This is a genomic window from Variovorax sp. Sphag1AA (assembly GCF_014192575.1).
GTDB lineage: Bacteria > Pseudomonadota > Gammaproteobacteria > Burkholderiales > Burkholderiaceae_C > Variovorax.
Genome location: NZ_JACHYC010000015.1, coordinates 50,722 through 68,139, shown reverse-complemented (window position 1 = coordinate 68,139; position 17,418 = coordinate 50,722). Strand labels below are relative to the sequence as shown.

Here is a 17,418-nt window from a genome sequence, read left to right as displayed (position 1 = left end):
CCGATCCGCCGATCCGCCGATCCGCCGATCCGCCGATCCGCCGATCCGCCGATCCGCCGATCCGCCGATCCGCCGATCCGCCGATCCGCCGATCCGCCGATCCGCCCCTACGACTCAGAACTCCTGGCGTTGGGCGACACGGCGCGATACTCCCGAGTGAACTCTTGCCGCGCAAATTTCTTGAATCAGGGTCTTTCAAGGCCCACCTGAGGTAGCCGCACCCCGAGTCTCTTGCCTACGCTCTTGAAATTGAAATGCACCGTGTCGGTAGGCAGCGGGCCCGATGGCAGCAACGCCACCCCAAAATCGAGAGCTTCCCTGGGGCTAACTGAATTCATTGCAGGGTCAACCCGCGAGCTGAGCTCATGAAACATCCACGACACCACAGCAGTTCTATTTCTGCCATTGATGGCGGCGACCATTTGGTTTGGCAAAGATAAACAGGAGGTCTTGATCGTTCCGGCTTCATCAACTATGCAAAAGGCTGCCTGATCAATGTCGCATCTAGCCTCTCCGCCGGGCGGTAGCGGGCAATCGCAAATATTTTTAGTGGCCATGTTGATTCATCCTTATTTTGCGGAAATTTGATAGCCGCCTACGGTGTTCTGAACCTTATATTGAGGAATCGAGCCAGGTGTCGTAAGGTTCGCCAGTGCGACTAGAGCGCGCGCGGCATTTGCTTCGTGCAAATCAAATTTCTGCAGAGTCGACAATTTTTGAATTTCCGTGAAGCCATCGAGTGTCACGTTGGAACCATTGATCTCGCCGATGAGAAGCGCGGCCTGCTCAAACGTGGTTCCATGCGGAAATGAGGCATGAAAGCCAGGCTTGGCAGAGGGTTTGTGCGTTGGATATGTGAACCACACCAAAATGAATAATGCAATAGCTCCTGCCGCATTTACGGCATATTTCGCATTGGCCGAAAGTTCGCCCGATATTTGAACCACGACTGAACCGGTGAGAAACATGCCTGCCGCGCCCGCAAAGAATGCAGAAATGATTCGCAAAATTGGGGCGCTACTTTGTTTCGGGGGAAAGAAGTAGGCAACAACAAAGAACAGCAGCGCAGCCGCTGCAAAGGCCACGCCGACCCATTGAACATCACTCACAACGTTCCTCCAGTTATTGTTGAACTCGCCGCTCGAGGTCCACGTCTGCCACTCCCGTGGTCGCCGAGAGTCGAAAGAGCCGCCGATCGTCAGCCAAAACGGCTGCTTGATGTCTGTCGCGCGGTGCTGGGGAGAATATCCGGCAAACCGCCGATGCGAAAGAGGCGAAATGGCAAAAGGCCAAAAGTGCTCTGGGCGCGCCGGCCACTTAACGACGTGTCGTGTTCAGATCATCGCGAGGTCAAGGCAGAATTGCCCGCTCAAAAGGAGTGAGGCATGACATACGACCAGATGGGGCTCAACGAATGGCTGATTATTGGGGCAACCATCGTCGGCCCCATCCTTGCGGTCCAGGCTCAAAAGTGGATCGAGCGCGCGCGAGTCGCCACTGGGCGTCGTACTTGGATCTTCGAAACACTTATGGCGACTAGGGGCGCTCGGATGTCCATGGACCATGTGCGAGCCTTGAACACGATCGATCTGGCTTTCTATGGGACCAAAATCTTGGGTAGAACTGTGCGCTCCAGAAAGTGGCAAAGCGTCATCGACGCATGGCACGAATACCATGCACACCTAAGTCAACCGGAAGAGCAGAGACCGAAGACAAAAGACCAAGACGTTGCATGGGGCGCGAAGGGAGAGGAGTTGTTCGTCAACTTGCTCACCGCGCTCGCTGTCTCCAATCACTATCGGTTCGATAGGACGCAACTGCGAATGGGCGGCTACTCGCCGGCTGGCCATGCCACCGTTGAAAACGAGCAGACGGCGCTGCGGAACTTGCTGATCAGGATGTTAAGTGGTCAACACCCCTTGCCGGTGGAGGTCCGGTCGACGGCCGTTGCTAACGCGGACGCACCGAGATCTGGGCCACAAATTGGCCTATTGCAAGAGCCATGGGGATCCAAGACCGGCTCAGGGGGAACGTGAGCGACGCACGAGATAGCCGTTTCGTGCCGAAACTGGGCGCTGATGGACGAATGCTCGCGCGCGTTGAGCCGCCGTCGATTGTTGCCGCACACCGTGCGCAAGGGCGCGCATGACTTCGACCATCAAGGTGATGACGTTGCATGCGAGCAATGGGCTGGAGTTTCCGGTGGTTGCTGTGATGGGCGCGCGTCAGCCGGAGGTGGGCAGCGAGACCGGTGCCGCGGATGATGAAGCGCGGGAAGAGATGCGGTTGTTCTACGTCGGCGCGACGCGGGCGACTTCGCGGCTCATCGTGGCGAACGCACCTTGCCAGTAGTCCGGCCGCTGCTGCTTGGTCGGAGAGAAGTCGGGCAGACGGCGAGTCGAACGAGCCGGCACGCAATGTGCCGCACGGTCCAGCACCTCGTTCACTTCCAGCCGAAAGTGCCGACCGCATTGCAGGTGCTTCTGACTGAGCCTGGCGGTCTGATGCCTGAGCCAGACTTCGCCTAGTTCCGCGTACGCGTAGGGTCGTGTCGCTTGGACGAACATGGCAAGGTCTTCGCCAAGCATTCCTGCGAGTTGCTTTGTGTGTTGCTCGATAGACATGGTGCGCTCCGCTGGGGGTAAGTGGTAGCGCGAGAGTAGTGAGGGGCGCCTGAGAAAGCGCTCCGCTTCTTGCTCTTGAAACAGGGCCGTGATTACAGCCTATAGGCTGTATCGGCGGGCACCGACGCAGCAGCAGCCGTCTGCCGCTCCCTCAGCATCTCCCGCAGCTTGTGCACGAACTCATCGAGCGCAAAGGGCTTGCTGATCATCTGCATGCCCTCGCCAAGAAACTCCGAGCGGTTGAGCGCGTATTCCGCATACCCGGTCATGAACAGCACGGGTAGCCCGGGCCGGTATTGACGCGCCTGTTCGGCGAGTTGTCGGCCGTTCATGCCCGGCAGGCCCACATCGCTGATGAGCAAGTCGATATGCAACCGCTGCTCGATCAGATACGGCAGCGCCGCATTGCCGTCTGCCGCCTCCAGCGCGCGATAGCCGTGCTGAGCCAGCACTTCGAGCACGAAGAGGCGCACGCTCGGGTCGTCCTCGACGACAAGCACGAATTCGCCATTGCCTTGCGGCAGCGGATCGAGGATGGGCGCTTCGATGCGCGCGGCCGCCTGCGTGGCGCGCGGCAGCAGCAGCGTGACGGTGGTGCCGCGCCCGGGCGCGCTGTCGATCTGCACATGGCCGCGCGATTGCTGCGCAAAGCCGTAGACCATCGAAAGCCCAAGGCCAGTGCCTTGCCCGATGGGCTTCGTCGTGAAGAAGGGATCGAAGGCGCGCGCAAGCACGTCGGGCGTCATGCCCGTTCCGGTGTCTGCAACGCGCACGGCGATGTAGCGGCCGGGCAGAACGCCGTCGATCTCGCGCTGGGCGGAAGGGGGCAGCACGACTTCATCCGTGGAGATGGTGAGGTCACCGCCGCGCGGCATCGCGTCGCGCGCGTTGATCGAGAGGTTGAGAATCGCGCTTTCAAGCTGGCTCTCGTCGCCGACGGCAAGCACCGTGGTCGGCGTGAGGTTCACGCATAGCCGGACCTGTTCGCCGAGCGAGCGGCGCATCAGCTCTTCCATCGAGCGGATGAGCGCGTTGACGTCCACCGGCCGTGGGTCGAGCGATTGGCGCCGCGAAAACGCGAGCAGCCGCTGCACGAGGGCGGCGGCGCGCTGCGCAGAGGTGGCAGCGGTTTCGACGAAGCGATCGAGGTCCTGGGTGCGGCCGATGGCGATGCGGCGGCGGATGACTTCGAGCGCGCCGGTGATGCCTTGCAGCATGTTGTTGAAGTCGTGCGCAATGCCGCCAGTGAGCTGGCCGATGGCTTCCATCTTCTGGCCGTGGAGCGTGCGCTGTTCGGATGCGCGCAGCGCGGTCACGTCGCGCCCGACCGCATGCACGAAGTGATCGTCGGGCACCGCGGTCCACGAAAGAACGCGCAGGCTGCCGTCCTTGTGCCGCAGCCGGCATTCGAAGCGGGAGGCCGCGTTCCCCTTGGCCAGCTGCATGAGTTCGCCGGAGACGGCGCGCGTGTCCGGCGACGCGACGCGGTCGAGGATCGATCCGCCGACCAGTTCCGATTCTTTCCATCCGAGCGTGGCGAACCAGGCCGGGTTGACCGCGATCACGCGGCCCTCCAGCGACATGACGACGAGCAGGTCAGTCGAGAGCTGCCAGAGGCGGTTGCGGTCGCGGGTGCGTTCTTCCACGCGCTGTTCGAGCTCGACCTCGCTCGCGGCGAGCCGGCGGGTGGCGTTCACACGGTCGGTGGTTTCGCTGACGATGCACAGCACGCCGCCGACGGTGCCGTCGGGCAGGCGCACGGGCGAATACGAGATGTCGAAGAACACCTCTTCCATGTGGCCGTGGCGGTTGATCTGGAAGGGGCGATCTCGCGCGGCGACGGTTTCGCCGCCGATGAGAACGCGGTCGAGCAGCGGGCGCAGGTCGTCCCAGAGTTCGGTCCAGTATTCGCAGCCGGGGCGGCCCATCGCGGCGGGGTGCTTGTCGCCGATGGTCGGCGAATAGGCGTCGTTGTAGAGCGCGCAGTACTGCGGCCCCCAGAAAAGAACGATCTGCGCCTGTGAGGTCAGCATCAGATCAACGACGGTTCGCAGGGCTTCGGGCCAGGTGTCTGGCGGCCCCAGCGGCGAGTTGGCGGCGTCAAGCGCGCGGATGCAGGTAGCGGCATTCCCGGTGGCGGCAGGCCAGGGCGGAGAAGACGACGCTTGATGCATGAGCCGCGCAGGGGGTGGGGATGTTGCAAATTGTCCGCCGCTCTCGTTCAGCAGAGTTGTCAGATGAACGCCCGAGTTCGCTCCGGGATTGCGGCGCCGGCCGGGGTTTTCGGACGCGCGACAATCGCGGCCATGAATTTCGGCAAAGTCCTGGTGCCCCTCGTCGGCATCGTATTGATCGCTGGCGCGTGGCGCAGCTACGGTTGGTCCGGCGTGGCGCTGGTTGTGGGCGCGATGGTGATGTTCATGCTTCTGCATTTCAACCGGGCGATCCAGGTGCTGAAGCGTGCGGCCAATCGTCCCATCGGCACGGTCGCGAGCGCGGTGATGCTCAACGCCAAGCTCAAGCCGAAGGCGAACCTGCTGCATGTGGTGGCGCTGACCCGCGCCATCGGCGAATTGCGCTCGCCGCAGGACACCCAGCCCGAGATCTTCCGCTGGACCGATGCCGGCGGCTCGTGGGTCGATGCGACCTTCGTCAACGGCAAGTTGACCGAATGGAATCTCGTGCGCCCCGAGCCCACTGAAGAAGCCGCCGCGATCGAGGCGGATGCGCCGGCGTCGGATGCGGTGAAACCCGGCGCGACGGACGCGCTGCGCCCGCCGGTCTGAGTTTCTGGCGCCGATTTAGAACGGCGCTGATTCGTCGGCCAGGGCCTCTTCCTGCACCTTGGCCGGCGCAGCCGGCGCGGATGGGGCGGCAGGCGCGGCACCGAGCTGCATTTCTCCGCCCAGGGCTTCGAGCAGTTCGGGCACCAGCTGGCCCAGTTCGCCGGTCGCGATCGCGGCGTCGGCGTCAAAGTTGTCTTCCTTGCCCGAGCCAGGCGCGTCGTCGAGCGTGCCTTCGAGGAACACGATCTTGCGCAGTTGCATGCCTTCGGTCAGCTCGAAGGAGACGCGGTCGTCCCAGGTCATCGCGAGTCGGGTCGGGCGCTTGCCGTTGGCGATGTGCTGGCGGACTTCGTCGATGTCCAACGCATGCTTGGCGTAGCGGACCACGGATTTCGACTCGTCGCTGGCCTTGAGCTCGCATTCGCGGTCGATGGTGAAGCCGGCCGGCGGTTCCTGGCTCGACAGCCATTCGGCCATGGCGGCGGCCGGCTCGACCTGCGTATTGACCAGGCTCACCGCGAAGCCGTCGAGCGCCTTCACGAGGCTCGTGACTACCTCGTCGGCGCGCTGTGCATTGCTCGCGTTCACGACGAGCCGGTGCGACTGCTGGTCGATCCACACCGCCACGCGCGCATGGCGGGTGAAGGCCAGCGGCAGCAGCTCGTGGGTGATGTCTTCCTTGAGCTCCTTCTTTTCTTTCTTGCCCGGCTTGCGGCCGGTGGTGGCTTCGATCTGCGCGGCGCGCTCGTCGACCTTGCGGCGCACTACCGAGGCCGGCAGCGTCTTGCTCTCGATCATGAATTCGAGCAGCCATTGCCCGCCCACCGATTCGACCAGCGGGCCATGCGCTTCGCCGCGGGGCTCGATCCAGCCGATGGACTTCTCCTGCGAGGGGCCGCAGGGCACGAAGCGCTGGGTCTCCAGGCCTTTCTGGACCTCTTCGAGCGGCTGCGACCAGGTGGTCTCGATGCGGTAGACGATGACGTTCTTGAAAACGGACACGGGAACCCTTTTCCTTGGCTGATTGGCAAAGCCGAGCATTGTCGGTGCGTCGGGATTGGGCTCGGCCGTAAAATCGTCAGCTTTTGCGACATACCCTCCCGCGAAGGACAAAGAACATGAGCGCGCTGCCCCCCGCACTGGACGACCGTGACGGCAAGATCTGGATGGATGGCGATCTCGTGGACTGGCGCGACGCCAAGATCCACGTGCTGACCCACACGCTGCACTATGGCTGCGGCGTTTTCGAAGGCGTACGTGCCTACAACACGGTCAACGGCACCGCGATCTTCCGCCTGCAGGAGCACACCGAACGCCTCTTCAACAGCGCCAAGATCCTGCGCATGAAGATCCCGTTCTCGCAAGAACAGGTCAATGAAGCGCAAAAGCAGGTGGTTCGCGTCAACAACCTCGAAAGCTGCTACCTGCGCCCGCTGGTGTGGATCGGCTCCGAAAAGCTCGGCGTGAGCCCCAAGGGCAACACCATCCACTCGATGGTCGCCGCATGGTCGTGGGGCGCCTACCTCGGCGAAGAAGGCCTCAAGCAGGGCATCCGCGTCAAGACCTCCAGCTACACCCGCCATCACGTCAACATCACGATGACGCAGGCCAAGGCGGTCAGCAATTACAGCAACTCGATCCTCGCCAACATGGAAGCGGTGGACGACGGCTACGACGAAGCGCTGCTGCTCGACTCGGCCGGTTTCGTCTCCGAAGGCGCGGGCGAGAACATCTTCGTGGTCAAGGGCGGCGTGGTGTACACGCCCGACCTGTCGGCCGGTGCGCTCAACGGCATCACCCGCAACACCATCCTGCACATCTGCAAGGACCTCGGCGTCGAAGTCGTGCAGAAGCGCATCACGCGCGACGAGGTCTACATCGCCGACGAAGCCTTCTTCACCGGCACTGCGGCGGAAGTCACGCCGATCCGTGAACTCGACCGCGTGCAGATCGGCATCGGCTCGCGCGGCCCGGTCACCGAGAAAATCCAGAACGCGTTCTTCGACATCGTGAACGGACGCAATCCCAAATACGCCCACTGGCTCACGAAGGTCTGAGAGAAGCTATGTCGTCCCCCAAAGCCGTCATCGAACTGCTCGCCAAAGACCTGAACGACCAGGGCGGCGTGTTCTGCCCGAACCCGAAGGCGGACATGCAGCTGTGGAGCGCACACCCCAAGGTCTACCTCGACGTCGCGCGCCTCGGCGAAGCGAAGTGCCCATACTGCGGCACGGTCTACCGCCTCAAGGCGGGTGAAGTGGCCGGCAGCCACCACTGAAGTCCATGAGTCTCCTTCACGCCGCGGGTGGAGGCTCCATCCGGGCGATACCGCTTTTCGGCATCTTCAGGGCCCGGCGCCGTGCACATGCGGTGCCAGCGCGGGGCCTGTTCCTCGTCAACGTCAAGGTGGGCCGCGGCTGCAGCAACAAGCTGTCGTCGGGGCTGGCAGGCGCGTATGTCTCGGCCTACGTGACCGCGGCAGACGCCGACGCCGCCACCCGGCTCGCGATCATGAAGCTCACCTCGAAGGGCTTCGAGTTCCTGGGGACGCAGGGCCCTGTCTCCCGCATCGAACTCGAAGATTGGCCGCAGCACATTGCGCAATCGTGGCCCGAGTTCATCGACGAACTTCCGCAACAGGGCGAACTGGCGGCGGCCATCTCGAAGGACACGGTCTTCTTCGGCCCCTTCGTAGGCTACGAGCGCTCGGCCTGATGGCTGATTGACAGCGCCTCGTGCCTGCCTAGCATGGCGGGCGTGGATTCAACGTGATGAAACGCCGCGCCTTGCTCCTCGCGCCGGCCGCCACCGCGCTTTCGATGCTCGCAGCTTGCGCGCAGAGATTAGTTCATGCCCAGGAAGAGCCGGAGTCGCTTTTGGATGCCGCCGTGGCGCAGCTCCTCACTCAGCCGTCCGAGCATCCCTTCAGTGCGGTGGTCGACTTCTCGCAGCGTTCAACCGAGCCACGCTTCCATGTGGTCGAGCGAAGTTCGCGGGAGATCGTGCAGAGCTTCGTGGTCGCGCATGGCGTTGGCTCGGCCGCACCTTCGGACGACGGCTATGCGGAGGTGTTCTCCAACACCGAAGGCAGCGAGGCCAGCAGCCTTGGGCTCTACCGCACCGGCGACACCTACGTGAGCGAGCAGCTCGAGAACGGGCTGTCGATGCGGCTCCATGGCCTGTCACCGAGCAACAGCAACGCCTACAAGCGCCTCATCGTCGTGCATGGCCACTGGTACATGGACCCGCGCAACATCCGCGAGCGCGGCAGCGCCGGCCTGAGCGAAGGCTGCATGGTCTTCTCGTACAAGGACCGCGATGTCGTCGTCGACATGCTCAAGGGCGGCGCATTGATCCTTGCGGTGAAGGACCTCGCGCGTCTTCAGGTCTGAAGTGGCGCAGGCGACGGCGACGGGGCAAGTTTCTGCGGCAGCAGCCGGCTCCATGAATCGCCCGGCGCCTGAGCGAGACGCAGGTAGACCATCGTGACCCACAGGATCGAAAGCCCGATCTGCGCGTCGCGGAGCGCGGAATTGAGGCTGGTGGCGATCAGCAGGATCAGCGTCGCGACGAAGGCATAGCGGCCCGCGACATCATCGCGACGCCACGCGATCCAGATCGCGGTGAGCACGATCGCAAGCAGGCTCAGCGAACCCAGCACGCCCGCCTGCGAACCCATCCACAGGAAATCGTTGTGCGGCATGTTGTAGTCCGCGAGCAGCTTCGGCCCGCGCAGATGCCACTGCTCGGTCCACCCGCCGATGCCCCAGCCGGAAAGCGGGCGGTCGATGATCATGCGGGCGGTGTCGCGGTACATGTAGTAGCGCACCACCCAGCTGCCTTCGGAGACCGAGCCGGCCTGCGCGGCTTCGATTTCATGCATGCCGAGTTCGAACTTCTGCTGCACACCCGGCGAATTCCAGAGGCCCACGGCGACCACTGCGCCGCCGACCACCATCGCCACCGCGAGAAGCTTGAGCTGCCGGCGCCACTTGTGCACGCAGGCCGCTGCCGAGGCGATCACCAGCGCAAGCAGCGAAGTGCGCGAGATCAGGGTCAGGGTGATGATCGCGGCCACGGCCAGCACCAGCGCGAGGGCGGCCAGCACACGCCATGGCCGGTGCTCCATGAGCGACTTGAGGCCGAACACCACCGCCGTCGCCGCCATGATGGTGAAGAGCAGGGCATTGCTGATCGACTTGTTGCCGACGAGGATCAGCACGCCGCGCCAGGGCTCCAGCATCGGAAAGCCGACCGAGTAGTAGAGCCCGATCATCACGATGTTGACGAGCCCGATGATCCAGAAGCCGCGCAGCGCCCAGATGGCTTCCTCATCCGTGAGCGCAAGCGCCATCAGCACCGTCGCCGCGATGCGGAGTCCATGCCCCAGGTTCGACCCGGTTTGCGGATAGTGCGGCCCAATGGCCAGCACGATCAGCGTCCACGCCACGTAGATGATGACCGGCCACCACATTGGATTGCCGCGCAGCCGAATGGCGCGCTCGCGCAGGCCACCGGCCGCGAACAAGGTGATGAGCAGTAGGACCGCGGCAACGTAGGTGACGCCGACCGGCATGAACACCGTGAGGCCCCAGAACATTGCGGCGGGGCGGACGATGTTTGACTTCATAAAAAGAATTATTGCTCGCCCCCAGCCTCGCCCACTTCGTGTGGCTCTGCACCCCCTACCGGGGGCAACACCGGTGGCCCGGCAAAGCCGGCTCCACGGTGTTTCTCGAAGGGAGCCGGGCTGCGCCGGCTCTGAGGCCTTGTGGTTAGTGGGGGAGAGTGATGACGAAGCTGGCGCCGCCGCCGGGACGGTCTTCGCAGCGGACGCTGCCGCCGTGGCGCTCTGTGATGGACTTGACCAGCGCCAAGCCGAGACCGACGCCGCCGTTGCGCTCGCTCGCGCCAGGCAGACGATAGAAGGGCTCGAAGATGCGATCGCGCAGCGCAGCGGGCACACCGGGGCCGCGGTCGCTGACGCGAATCTCGGCGAGGTTGCCGCGGCTGGCCAACTCGACGCTCGTTTCACCTGCGCCGTAGCGGCGGGCGTTTTCAAGCAGGTTGCGGATCGCGCGGCGCAGTAGGCGCGGCACGCCGCGCACTGTGAGCACGTCGCTTTGGGTGCCTTCGCTCACTTCGAGGTCGGCGTCGACCCGCGCGCATTCCTCGGCGGCAAGGCCGGTGAGGTCCACCGTTTCGACGGTGCCCATGTCGGCCTCCTTCGCATCGAGCCGGCTGGCGAGCAGGATCTCGTCGATGAGCTGATCGAGCTCGGCGATGTTGCGTGAGATCTCTTCGCGTGCGGCCTCGCTGGGGCGCTCGCCGCCCATCAGTTCCAGGCCCATGCGGATGCGCGCGAGCGGCGAGCGCAATTCGTGCGATGCGTTCGCGAGCAGCGACTTGTGCGAACGCACGAGTTCCTCGATGCGGGTGGCCGCCAGGTTGAAGCGCTTCGACAGGTCGGCGACTTCATCCTGGCCCTCTTCGACGACACGCGCCGAGAGGTCGCCTTCTCCCCAACTCTGGACGCCGCGCTGCAGCCCTTCGAGCCGCTTGGTGAGCCGACGCACGATCGGATAGACACCCAGCGCGACGGCGACGCCGATCAACGCCACCATCCAGCCGAGTCCGAACGGCGAGCGCCAGGGCGCAAGGCCCGGACCGCCGCCCGGTGGACCCATCTGGGGCCGCGGGCCGACGCGCAGCGTGATGTTGCGACCGTCACCCAGGTCGACATCGAAGTCGAGGCCCTGTCCCGGCACGCGTATGGCCTTGCCGCGTCCGATGGGGCGGTCCTGGTCGTCGAGCACCACGACGTCGCGCGGTACGGGTGCGAGCCGTTCACGCTCGTACTCGGCGGCCTCGCGCACGATCCAGTTGGCCGTGAGCGTCAGGATGAAGACGCCCGCCACGACCGCAAGCCAGATGCGAACGTAGAGGTGGCGCCGGTAGAGGTTCAGCAGCATCGCCGTGCCTAGTCCTGCTGCTTGGCGAAGACGTAGCCGACGCCGCGCACGGTGAGGATGCGCTTCGGATTCTTGGCGTCGGCCTCGATTGCGGCACGGATGCGGCCCATGTGCACGTCGATCGAACGATCGAAGGCTTCGAGCTCGCGGCCGCGCACGGCTTCCATGATCTGGTCGCGCGTGAGCACGCGGCCGGCGCGTTCGGCCATCGCGGCGAGCAGGTCGAACTGGTAGGAGGTGAGGTCGGCCGGCTCCCCGCTGACCGTGACGGTGCGCGCGTTGCGGTCGATCTCGAGCGAGCCGAAGCGCATCACCGAAGGCGCGGTCGCATCGGCGGCGCTTTCGCCGCGGCGGCGCAGCACTGCGCGGATGCGGGCGAGCAGTTCGCGCGGCTCGAAGGGCTTGGGCAGGTAGTCGTCGGCGCCGATCTCGAGGCCGATGATGCGGTCCATCGGATCACCCTTGGCGGTCAGCATCAGCACCGACACCTTGGCAAGGCCGTTGGGCAGCGCGCGGATGCGGCGGCAGACTTCGAGGCCGTCGGTGTCCGGCAGCATCAGGTCAAGGATGACGAGGTCGGGCGTGCGCTGCTGCAGCATTTCGAGGCCGGTGGCGCCGTCTGCGGCGTGGCTGAAGCCGAAACCCGATTGGGTCAGGTATTCACCCACCATCTGCGCGAGGCGGGTGTCGTCTTCGATCATCAGGAGTTGGGGCGTGCTCATCGTTTTATTCCCTCCACGGGACGGCATGTTGCAAGGTTCCTCGCCCGCCGCCAAGCGGGCTTGAACGCAACGTAAAGTTCAGTAAACGTGTCTCGCCGGATATTTCAGGCCGGCGCAAAAAGCATCGATTCGCGGGGGCTGTCGCAGACGGCGGCCATCGGCCGCTCGCCGAGCACGGCGCGCAGCTTGCCAGCTTCCAGTGCGGGATGGTCGAGCGTCGCGCGCTCGAGGATTTCCGTCGCGAGCAGATCCAGCTGCCGCGCCGAATCCTTCAGCCGCTTGACGAATGCGCGGTCGTCGAGCCGGTCCGTGAGACTGCGGTTGAGTTCGGCGAACCAGGGCAGAGCGGCTTGGTCGAGCAGCGCCGGCGGATTGCGACGGTTGCTCACCGCCGACCACGCGCGCAGGAAATCCTGAATCGCGAAGTTCAGTCGCTGGCAATGCTGCAGGTCGTTGCGCACCTGGCCGAGCAGCGCCACGTCGGTGAGCCGCTGCTGGAAGAAGATCTGCGACAGCACGCCCCAGTAGTAGGTGTAGTCCCAGATCACCTTGACCGGCAGCACTTCCGGGTCACCGAACATCGCGTACTGGTCGGTGTAGAGCGCGAGGGTGCTCTCGTAGAACGAGTGGTAGATCTGGTCGTAGAGCTGCGCGCGCGCCTCCAGCGGCAAGCCTTCACGGTCGCGCGCGATCAGGTCGGTGATGTAGGTGTTGCCGATCGCGATGAAGTCGCTGCCCGGCGAATAGAACGGATCGAGAAAGAGTCCGGCCTCGCCGGTGAGCGCCCAGCGGTCGGCCGAGAACACCTGCTTGCAGCCATAGGAGAAGCGGCGGAAGAAAGCGAAGTCCTGCAGTAGATGGCGCTTGCCGTCGAGCTCGTCGAAGAGGCGCGGCTGCCAGGTGCGGAACCACTCCATCGCTTTGTCGAAGCTGTCCATCTTCTCCAGCGGATGCAGCCGCGGATCGGCCACGATGCCCACCGAGTGCGAACCGGAGGCCAGCGGGATCAGCCACACCCAGTAGCCCGCGCCGACGAGGTGGTTGGTCGACAGCCACCGCGCCTGCGGCTCGCAGCGCGTGCGCCAGGCCGGGTCGTCGGACCATTCGTCGATGGTGATGCGGTCGCCGATGCGGAACCAGACCGCGTTGCATTCGTGGGCGTTCGGCTGTGCGAGCCCGAGCTTGCGCTTGAGCATGCCGGCGCGGCCGCAGGCATCGACCAGCCAACGCGCGTGCAGCGCGTGCGTCTCGCCGCTACGCGTCCATTCGATGCGATGCGGCGATCGCGGGTCGTCGGCCAGGTCGATGCGCCGGACCGTGGCGCCGTCGATGAAGCGCACGCCGCGGCGCGCGGCTTCTTCGGCAAGGTAGTTTTCGAAGATGCCGCGGTCGATCTGATAGCTCGGCACCGAGAGATAGCGGCTCGCGCCGATTTCGGTCACCGCGTCGATGTCGCGTCGCCCTTCGCTGAAGAAGAAGCGGAAGCCGAACTTGCGCAGCTGCGCGCCACGCATGTGCGGCCCGAGGCCGAGGACGGTGTCGAAATAGTGCGCCCCGATCTCCACCGACGATTCGCCTACCTTGTGCGCCGCATGCGGCACCGGATGGCTCCGGCGCTCCAGCACGACCACGTCGATGTCGGCGAACTGCTGCTTGAGCTGCAGCGCGAGCGTGAGACCGGCCAGCCCGCCGCCCGTGATCACGACGTCGTGCTGGGCGGTGGTCACGGCCATGGCGATCTCAGCAAGGTTGCAGCGCGAGCTGCAGGGAGAGCTTGTCTGACAGTGGCAGGCGCAGCGATTCGGAATCGCCGCGTGCCAGCGCCTCGAACACCGGCAGCGCATCGGCCATTGCGTTGTCGCTGAGCGCGCGCGCGGCATCGGTCCGCAGGGGCGTCGCCTTCGCCGGGCCGTTGGCGAGCGACCAGTCGATCGACGCCACGGTGTGGTCGGTGCGCTCGGGCGAAATGACCATCGCCACCGCCAGCAAGCCGCGGCTGGTCGTCACCGAGGCGAGCGCGCCGACGGCGGGCATGTCGTAGCCGACGAGCAGCACCGCTTGCTGGTCGGCCGCGCACTGCGCCGCCGCTTCGAGAAGGGCGGACGCGAAGGTGCTTTCATAGGCCGTCAGCGAATTGCTCGCAGCCATGCAGCCGGTGCCGATGGTCCAGTAGCCCACGGCCGCGTTGTGCACCGAGTTGTGGAACTTGATCGGCGACAGCAGCTTCGGGTCGGCCGCGAGCGTGCTGCACATGTAGTCGTTGATGCCGAGGTCGCCGTGCGCCGATGCGAACACGCACGGCAGGTCGGCCGCGTTGCGGCCCGAGGCGGCCACGGCAGCCGCCGCGACTTCGAGCGACAGCGCGACGGTGTCGGGCGCGCGACGGCGCTCGGCGGGTGCCAGCACCTGCGGTGACGGCCGCTTGGCCGGCGGATCGACGGGTTGTCCCTCGCCCCGGAAGACGGCGCGCGCCGTCTCCCAACCGGGCAGTGTGGGCGCCCAGAAGGCCGGTCCTTCGATGTAGACGGTCGGGGTCTTCGCGCTCATGCCGCGGCCCCCTTGCCGAAGATCAGCGCGCAGTTGTTGCCGCCGAAGCCGAAGGAGTTGCTGAGCGCGTAGCGCACTTCGCCGCGTGCCGGCTGCAGCTTGATCTGCGGGCCGCATTCAGCGTCGAGCACGGTGGTGTTGACGGTGCCGGGCTTGAGGCCGGTCTCGATCGCCAGCAGGCTGATGACGGCCTCGACGATGCCCGCCGCGCCCAGCGTGTGGCCGGTGAAGCCCTTGGTCGAGCTGGCGTGGGTGGTTTCCGGGAAGCGCCGCGCAACCAGCGCACCTTCCACTTCGTCGTTCTTGGTGCTCGCGGTGCCGTGCATGTTGATGTAGTCGATGTCCGCGGGCTTGAGGCCGGCGCGCGCGAGCGCGTCGTCGAGCGCGTGTTCGGCGCCCAGGCCTTCGGGGTGCGGGGTGGACATGTGGTGTGCGTCGCTCGCCTCGCCATAGCCCAGCAGTTCGAGCGGGCCTTCGCCGCGTTCGAGCAGCGCGAAGCCCGCGGCTTCGCCGAGGCTGATGCCGTTGCGTCCGGCATCGAAGGGGCGGCACGGTTCAGGCGACACCAGTTCGAGCGAGTTGAAGCCGAACAGCACGCTGCCGCACAGCGTGTCGACACCGCCGACCACGGCCGCATCGACCAGCCCGAGGCGGATCAGTCGCTCGGCCGACGCGAACACCTTGCCGCTCGACGAGCAGGCGGTGGAGATGGTCTCCGCCGGTCCTTCGAGGCCGAGTGCTTCCTGCACGAACATGGTGAGCGAATGCGGCGTGTGCACCTTGGGGCGGTGCTGGTGCGCCGGGAAGGCGCCGTTGTCGAGCTCGGTGTAGGCCGCTTCGGTTTCGCCGATGCTCGAGGTCGAAGTGCCGAGGATCAGCGCGATCCGGCCCGCACCATAGCGCTTGCGCGCCGCTGCCACTGCTTCGATGAAGCCGTCCGCCTGCAGGCCGAGCCATGCGAGCCGGTTGTTGCGGCAATCCCAACCGGCGAGCTCATCGGGCAGCCGGAGTTCTTCGAGGCCATCGACGCGGCCGATCCAGGTCGGCAGCGGCGTCGGGCCGAAATCATTGGCGCGAAGGCCGCTCTTCGATTGTTCGAGCGCCGCCAGAAGCGGGCCCTTGCCCACGCCGACCGACGACGTGGCGGTGAAGGCGCTGACTCGTAGGGGAGGAATGCGTGAAGGTGACACGGTGAAAGAGGTGTGCAAATGCGCTTCGGCGCGAAACCTTTAAGCCTAACAGCTACCGGCGATTTGGATGCGACCGCCCGTCCTGCCGCCCTGACGGAGGGCGTCAGGGTGAGGTGGCTGTCGGGTCGGGCGCCTTGTCTTTCGCTGCGCCGTTGGTATAGGTGCGAGACGCCAGCGCCACGAGGAACAGCACCGGCACGCCCAGCGCCGCCGTCCCGATGAAGAAGGCGTGGTAGCCGTAGGCATCCACGAACGCACCCGAATACCCGGCGATGAACTTGGGCAGCAGGAGCATCAGCGAACTGAACAGCGCGTACTGCGTGGCCGAGTAGCTCACGTTCGTCAGGCTCGACAGGTAGGCGATGAAGGCCGCCGAGGCGATGCCGCCGGCAAGGTTGTCGGCCGACACCACCAGCACCAGCGCGGTCAGGTCGTGTCCGCGCGTGGCCAGGCCGGCGAAGAGCAGGTTGCTCGCGGCGCTCAGGATCGCGCCGAGCATCAGCACGCGCATCACGCCGAGCCGCATCGACAGCACGCCGCCGACGAACGCGCCGACCAGCGTCATGATCACGCCGTAGATCTTGCTGACGGTCGCGACCTCGTCCTTGGTGAAGCCCATGTCGACATAGAACGGGTTGGCCATGATGCCCATCACGACGTCGCTGATTCGGTAGACCGCGATCAGGGACAGGATCAGCACCGCTTGCCACCGGTAGCGGCGGATGAAATCGGCGAAGGGCTCGATGAGCACGCTTTCGAGCCACTCGCCCGCGCTCTTCGGCTTCGGCAGCGCCGCGCGCGCTGGCTCTGGCGACAGCAGCACGGTGATCACGCCCACCGCCATCGATCCGGCCATCACGAGGTAGGCGAATTTCCACGCGCTGTTCTGGTAGCCAGAGAGGCCCGGCAGTTCGGCCCACGCGGCGATCCACAGCACGCCCGCGCCCGCCCAGATCATCGCGAGGCGGTAGCCGGTCTGGTAGGCCGCGGCCAGCGCGGCCTGCTTGCGCGCAGCGGCGGATTCGATGCGGAAAGCGTCGAGCGCGATGTCCTGCGTCGCCGAGCCGAAAGCCACCAGCACCGCGCACCACACCAGTGGTGGCAGGCCGTCGCGCGGATCGTTGAAGGCCATGCCGCACAGGCCGGCGATCACCGCGAACTGCGCGATCAGGAGCCACCCGCGCCGCCTGCCCAGGAGCGTGGTGAAGGGCGGGACCGGCACGCGGTCCACCAGAGGCGCCCACGCCCACTTGAAGCCGTAGGCAAGCCCGACCCAGCTCAGGAAGCCGATGGTGGTGCGGTCGATGCCTGCTTCGCGCAATCTGAAGCTCAGCGTGCCGAGCACCAGCAGCAGCGGGAGGCCCGCCGAGAAGCCGAGCGCAAGCATGCGCAGCGTGGCGGGTTCGAGATAGACCTTCAGCGCATCGCGCCAGGGCAGGGAAGAGGGGGTTTCGGCAGCCGGTGGTGCGGACATGGACTGGCGGTGTTCAGGGTTCCCGCATTATTCCCGCTTGCGTCGGCTCGTCTGCGCTGCCGATGCGCGTTCGGCGTTGGCATACCGCTTGCAAGGCATCTTG

At 65.3% G+C, this 17,418-nt stretch carries 18 protein-coding genes; 7 read left to right on the top strand and 11 right to left on the bottom strand.

Translation table 11 applies throughout. The features are described 5' to 3' along the window. Positions 1-185: 185 nt before the first annotated feature. On the bottom strand, positions 186-557 hold the full coding sequence (locus FHW64_RS34260) for a hypothetical protein (RefSeq protein WP_221220723.1): 372 nt from the start codon (positions 555-557) through the stop codon (positions 186-188). 12 nt (positions 558-569) lie between these two features. Further along, entirely contained in the window at positions 570-1,109 is a 540-nt protein-coding gene (locus FHW64_RS33780; RefSeq protein ID WP_184533799.1) for a hypothetical protein, read from the bottom strand. Between the two features lie 276 nt (positions 1,110-1,385). Between FHW64_RS33780 and FHW64_RS33775 the strand changes: the two genes are divergently transcribed. Beyond that, on the top strand, positions 1,386-2,036 hold the full coding sequence (locus FHW64_RS33775) for a DUF6680 family protein (RefSeq protein WP_184533798.1): 651 nt from the start codon (positions 1,386-1,388) through the stop codon (positions 2,034-2,036). Positions 2,037-2,145: 109 nt separating this feature from the next. After that, entirely contained in the window at positions 2,146-2,352 is a 207-nt protein-coding gene (locus tag FHW64_RS33770; RefSeq protein WP_260306559.1) for a 3'-5' exonuclease, read from the top strand. A 364-nt stretch (positions 2,353-2,716) separates the two neighbouring features. Here FHW64_RS33770 and FHW64_RS33765 read toward each other — a convergent pair whose 3' ends face one another. Beyond that, a complete protein-coding gene (locus FHW64_RS33765) occupies positions 2,717-4,798 on the bottom strand; it encodes a PAS domain-containing sensor histidine kinase (protein ID WP_184533797.1) in 2,082 nt (693 codons plus the stop codon). A gap of 123 nt (positions 4,799-4,921) precedes the next feature. On the opposite strand from FHW64_RS33765, the gene FHW64_RS33760 reads away from it, so the two are divergent. Then, positions 4,922-5,410, top strand: a complete 489-nt coding sequence (locus FHW64_RS33760; protein ID WP_311733432.1) for a glycerate kinase — start codon at positions 4,922-4,924, stop codon at positions 5,408-5,410. 15 nt (positions 5,411-5,425) lie between these two features. Here the strand turns inward: FHW64_RS33760 and FHW64_RS33755 are convergent, their stop codons facing one another. Then, positions 5,426-6,412 (bottom strand): recombination-associated protein RdgC, encoded by a 987-nt coding sequence (locus FHW64_RS33755; RefSeq protein WP_184533795.1) that lies wholly within the window; start codon positions 6,410-6,412, stop codon positions 5,426-5,428. A gap of 116 nt (positions 6,413-6,528) precedes the next feature. Here FHW64_RS33755 and FHW64_RS33750 point away from each other — a divergent pair, with 116 nt between their 5' ends. The 4 genes from FHW64_RS33750 to FHW64_RS33735 are packed head-to-tail and all read left to right on the top strand — an operon-like array spanning position 6,529 to position 8,802. Further along, positions 6,529-7,467: a branched-chain amino acid transaminase gene (locus tag FHW64_RS33750; RefSeq protein WP_184533793.1), complete on the top strand. Its 939-nt coding sequence runs from the start codon at positions 6,529-6,531 to the stop codon at positions 7,465-7,467. 8 nt (positions 7,468-7,475) lie between these two features. Further along, positions 7,476-7,688: a zinc-finger domain-containing protein gene (locus FHW64_RS33745; protein ID WP_093169092.1), complete on the top strand. Its 213-nt coding sequence runs from the start codon at positions 7,476-7,478 to the stop codon at positions 7,686-7,688. 5 nt (positions 7,689-7,693) lie between these two features. Next, entirely contained in the window at positions 7,694-8,125 is a 432-nt protein-coding gene (locus tag FHW64_RS33740) for a hypothetical protein (protein ID WP_184533792.1), read from the top strand. Between the two features lie 56 nt (positions 8,126-8,181). Then, a complete protein-coding gene (locus FHW64_RS33735) occupies positions 8,182-8,802 on the top strand; it encodes a murein L,D-transpeptidase catalytic domain-containing protein (protein WP_184533790.1) in 621 nt (206 codons plus the stop codon). Here FHW64_RS33735 and FHW64_RS33730 read toward each other — a convergent pair. The 7 genes from FHW64_RS33730 to FHW64_RS33700 form a co-directional block, all read right to left on the bottom strand. Then, positions 8,793-10,040, bottom strand: coding sequence for an O-antigen ligase (locus tag FHW64_RS33730; protein ID WP_184533788.1), 1,248 nt, complete (start codon positions 10,038-10,040; stop codon positions 8,793-8,795). The two genes, FHW64_RS33735 and FHW64_RS33730, sit on opposite strands and share 10 nt — an antisense overlap. A 145-nt stretch (positions 10,041-10,185) precedes the next feature. After that, positions 10,186-11,382, bottom strand: coding sequence for an ATP-binding protein (locus FHW64_RS33725; RefSeq protein WP_184533786.1), 1,197 nt, complete (start codon positions 11,380-11,382; stop codon positions 10,186-10,188). Between the two features lie 8 nt (positions 11,383-11,390). Continuing rightward, entirely contained in the window at positions 11,391-12,104 is a 714-nt protein-coding gene (locus FHW64_RS33720; RefSeq protein WP_260306558.1) for a response regulator, read from the bottom strand. A gap of 104 nt (positions 12,105-12,208) precedes the next feature. Next, positions 12,209-13,837: an NAD(P)/FAD-dependent oxidoreductase gene (locus FHW64_RS33715; RefSeq protein WP_184533782.1), complete on the bottom strand. Its 1,629-nt coding sequence runs from the start codon at positions 13,835-13,837 to the stop codon at positions 12,209-12,211. Positions 13,838-13,844: 7 nt separating this feature from the next. Then, the gene (locus FHW64_RS33710; protein ID WP_184533780.1) at positions 13,845-14,651 is read right to left on the bottom strand and encodes a beta-ketoacyl synthase chain length factor; all 807 of its coding nucleotides are present in this window, start codon (positions 14,649-14,651) and stop codon (positions 13,845-13,847) included. Beyond that, entirely contained in the window at positions 14,648-15,859 is a 1,212-nt protein-coding gene (locus FHW64_RS33705) for a beta-ketoacyl-[acyl-carrier-protein] synthase family protein (RefSeq protein WP_221210627.1), read from the bottom strand. The genes FHW64_RS33710 and FHW64_RS33705 overlap by 4 nt, the downstream gene beginning before the upstream one ends. 85 nt (positions 15,860-15,944) lie before the next feature. After that, positions 15,945-17,315, bottom strand: a complete 1,371-nt coding sequence (locus FHW64_RS33700) for an AmpG family muropeptide MFS transporter (RefSeq protein WP_184533778.1) — start codon at positions 17,313-17,315, stop codon at positions 15,945-15,947. Positions 17,316-17,418: the final 103 nt, after the last annotated feature.

Excerpts from the sequence above, each read along its gene's own strand:
- FHW64_RS34260 (WP_221220723.1), bottom strand. The coding sequence starts at position 557 with ATGGCCACTAAAAATATTTGCGATTGCCCGCTACCGCCCGGCGGAGAG.
- FHW64_RS33775 (WP_184533798.1), top strand. The coding sequence starts at position 1,386 with ATGACATACGACCAGATGGGGCTCAACGAATGGCTGATTATTGGGGCA.
- FHW64_RS33770 (WP_260306559.1), top strand. The coding sequence starts at position 2,146 with ATGACTTCGACCATCAAGGTGATGACGTTGCATGCGAGCAATGGGCTG.
- FHW64_RS33765 (WP_184533797.1), bottom strand. The coding sequence starts at position 4,798 with ATGCATCAAGCGTCGTCTTCTCCGCCCTGGCCTGCCGCCACCGGGAAT.
- FHW64_RS33750 (WP_184533793.1), top strand. The coding sequence starts at position 6,529 with ATGAGCGCGCTGCCCCCCGCACTGGACGACCGTGACGGCAAGATCTGG.
- FHW64_RS33745 (WP_093169092.1), top strand. The coding sequence starts at position 7,476 with ATGTCGTCCCCCAAAGCCGTCATCGAACTGCTCGCCAAAGACCTGAAC.
- FHW64_RS33740 (WP_184533792.1), top strand. The coding sequence starts at position 7,694 with ATGAGTCTCCTTCACGCCGCGGGTGGAGGCTCCATCCGGGCGATACCG.
- FHW64_RS33735 (WP_184533790.1), top strand. The coding sequence starts at position 8,182 with ATGAAACGCCGCGCCTTGCTCCTCGCGCCGGCCGCCACCGCGCTTTCG.
- FHW64_RS33730 (WP_184533788.1), bottom strand. The coding sequence starts at position 10,040 with ATGAAGTCAAACATCGTCCGCCCCGCCGCAATGTTCTGGGGCCTCACG.
- FHW64_RS33725 (WP_184533786.1), bottom strand. The coding sequence starts at position 11,382 with ATGCTGCTGAACCTCTACCGGCGCCACCTCTACGTTCGCATCTGGCTT.
- FHW64_RS33720 (WP_260306558.1), bottom strand. The coding sequence starts at position 12,104 with ATGAGCACGCCCCAACTCCTGATGATCGAAGACGACACCCGCCTCGCG.
- FHW64_RS33715 (WP_184533782.1), bottom strand. The coding sequence starts at position 13,837 with ATGGCCGTGACCACCGCCCAGCACGACGTCGTGATCACGGGCGGCGGG.
- FHW64_RS33710 (WP_184533780.1), bottom strand. The coding sequence starts at position 14,651 with ATGAGCGCGAAGACCCCGACCGTCTACATCGAAGGACCGGCCTTCTGG.
- FHW64_RS33700 (WP_184533778.1), bottom strand. The coding sequence starts at position 17,315 with ATGTCCGCACCACCGGCTGCCGAAACCCCCTCTTCCCTGCCCTGGCGC.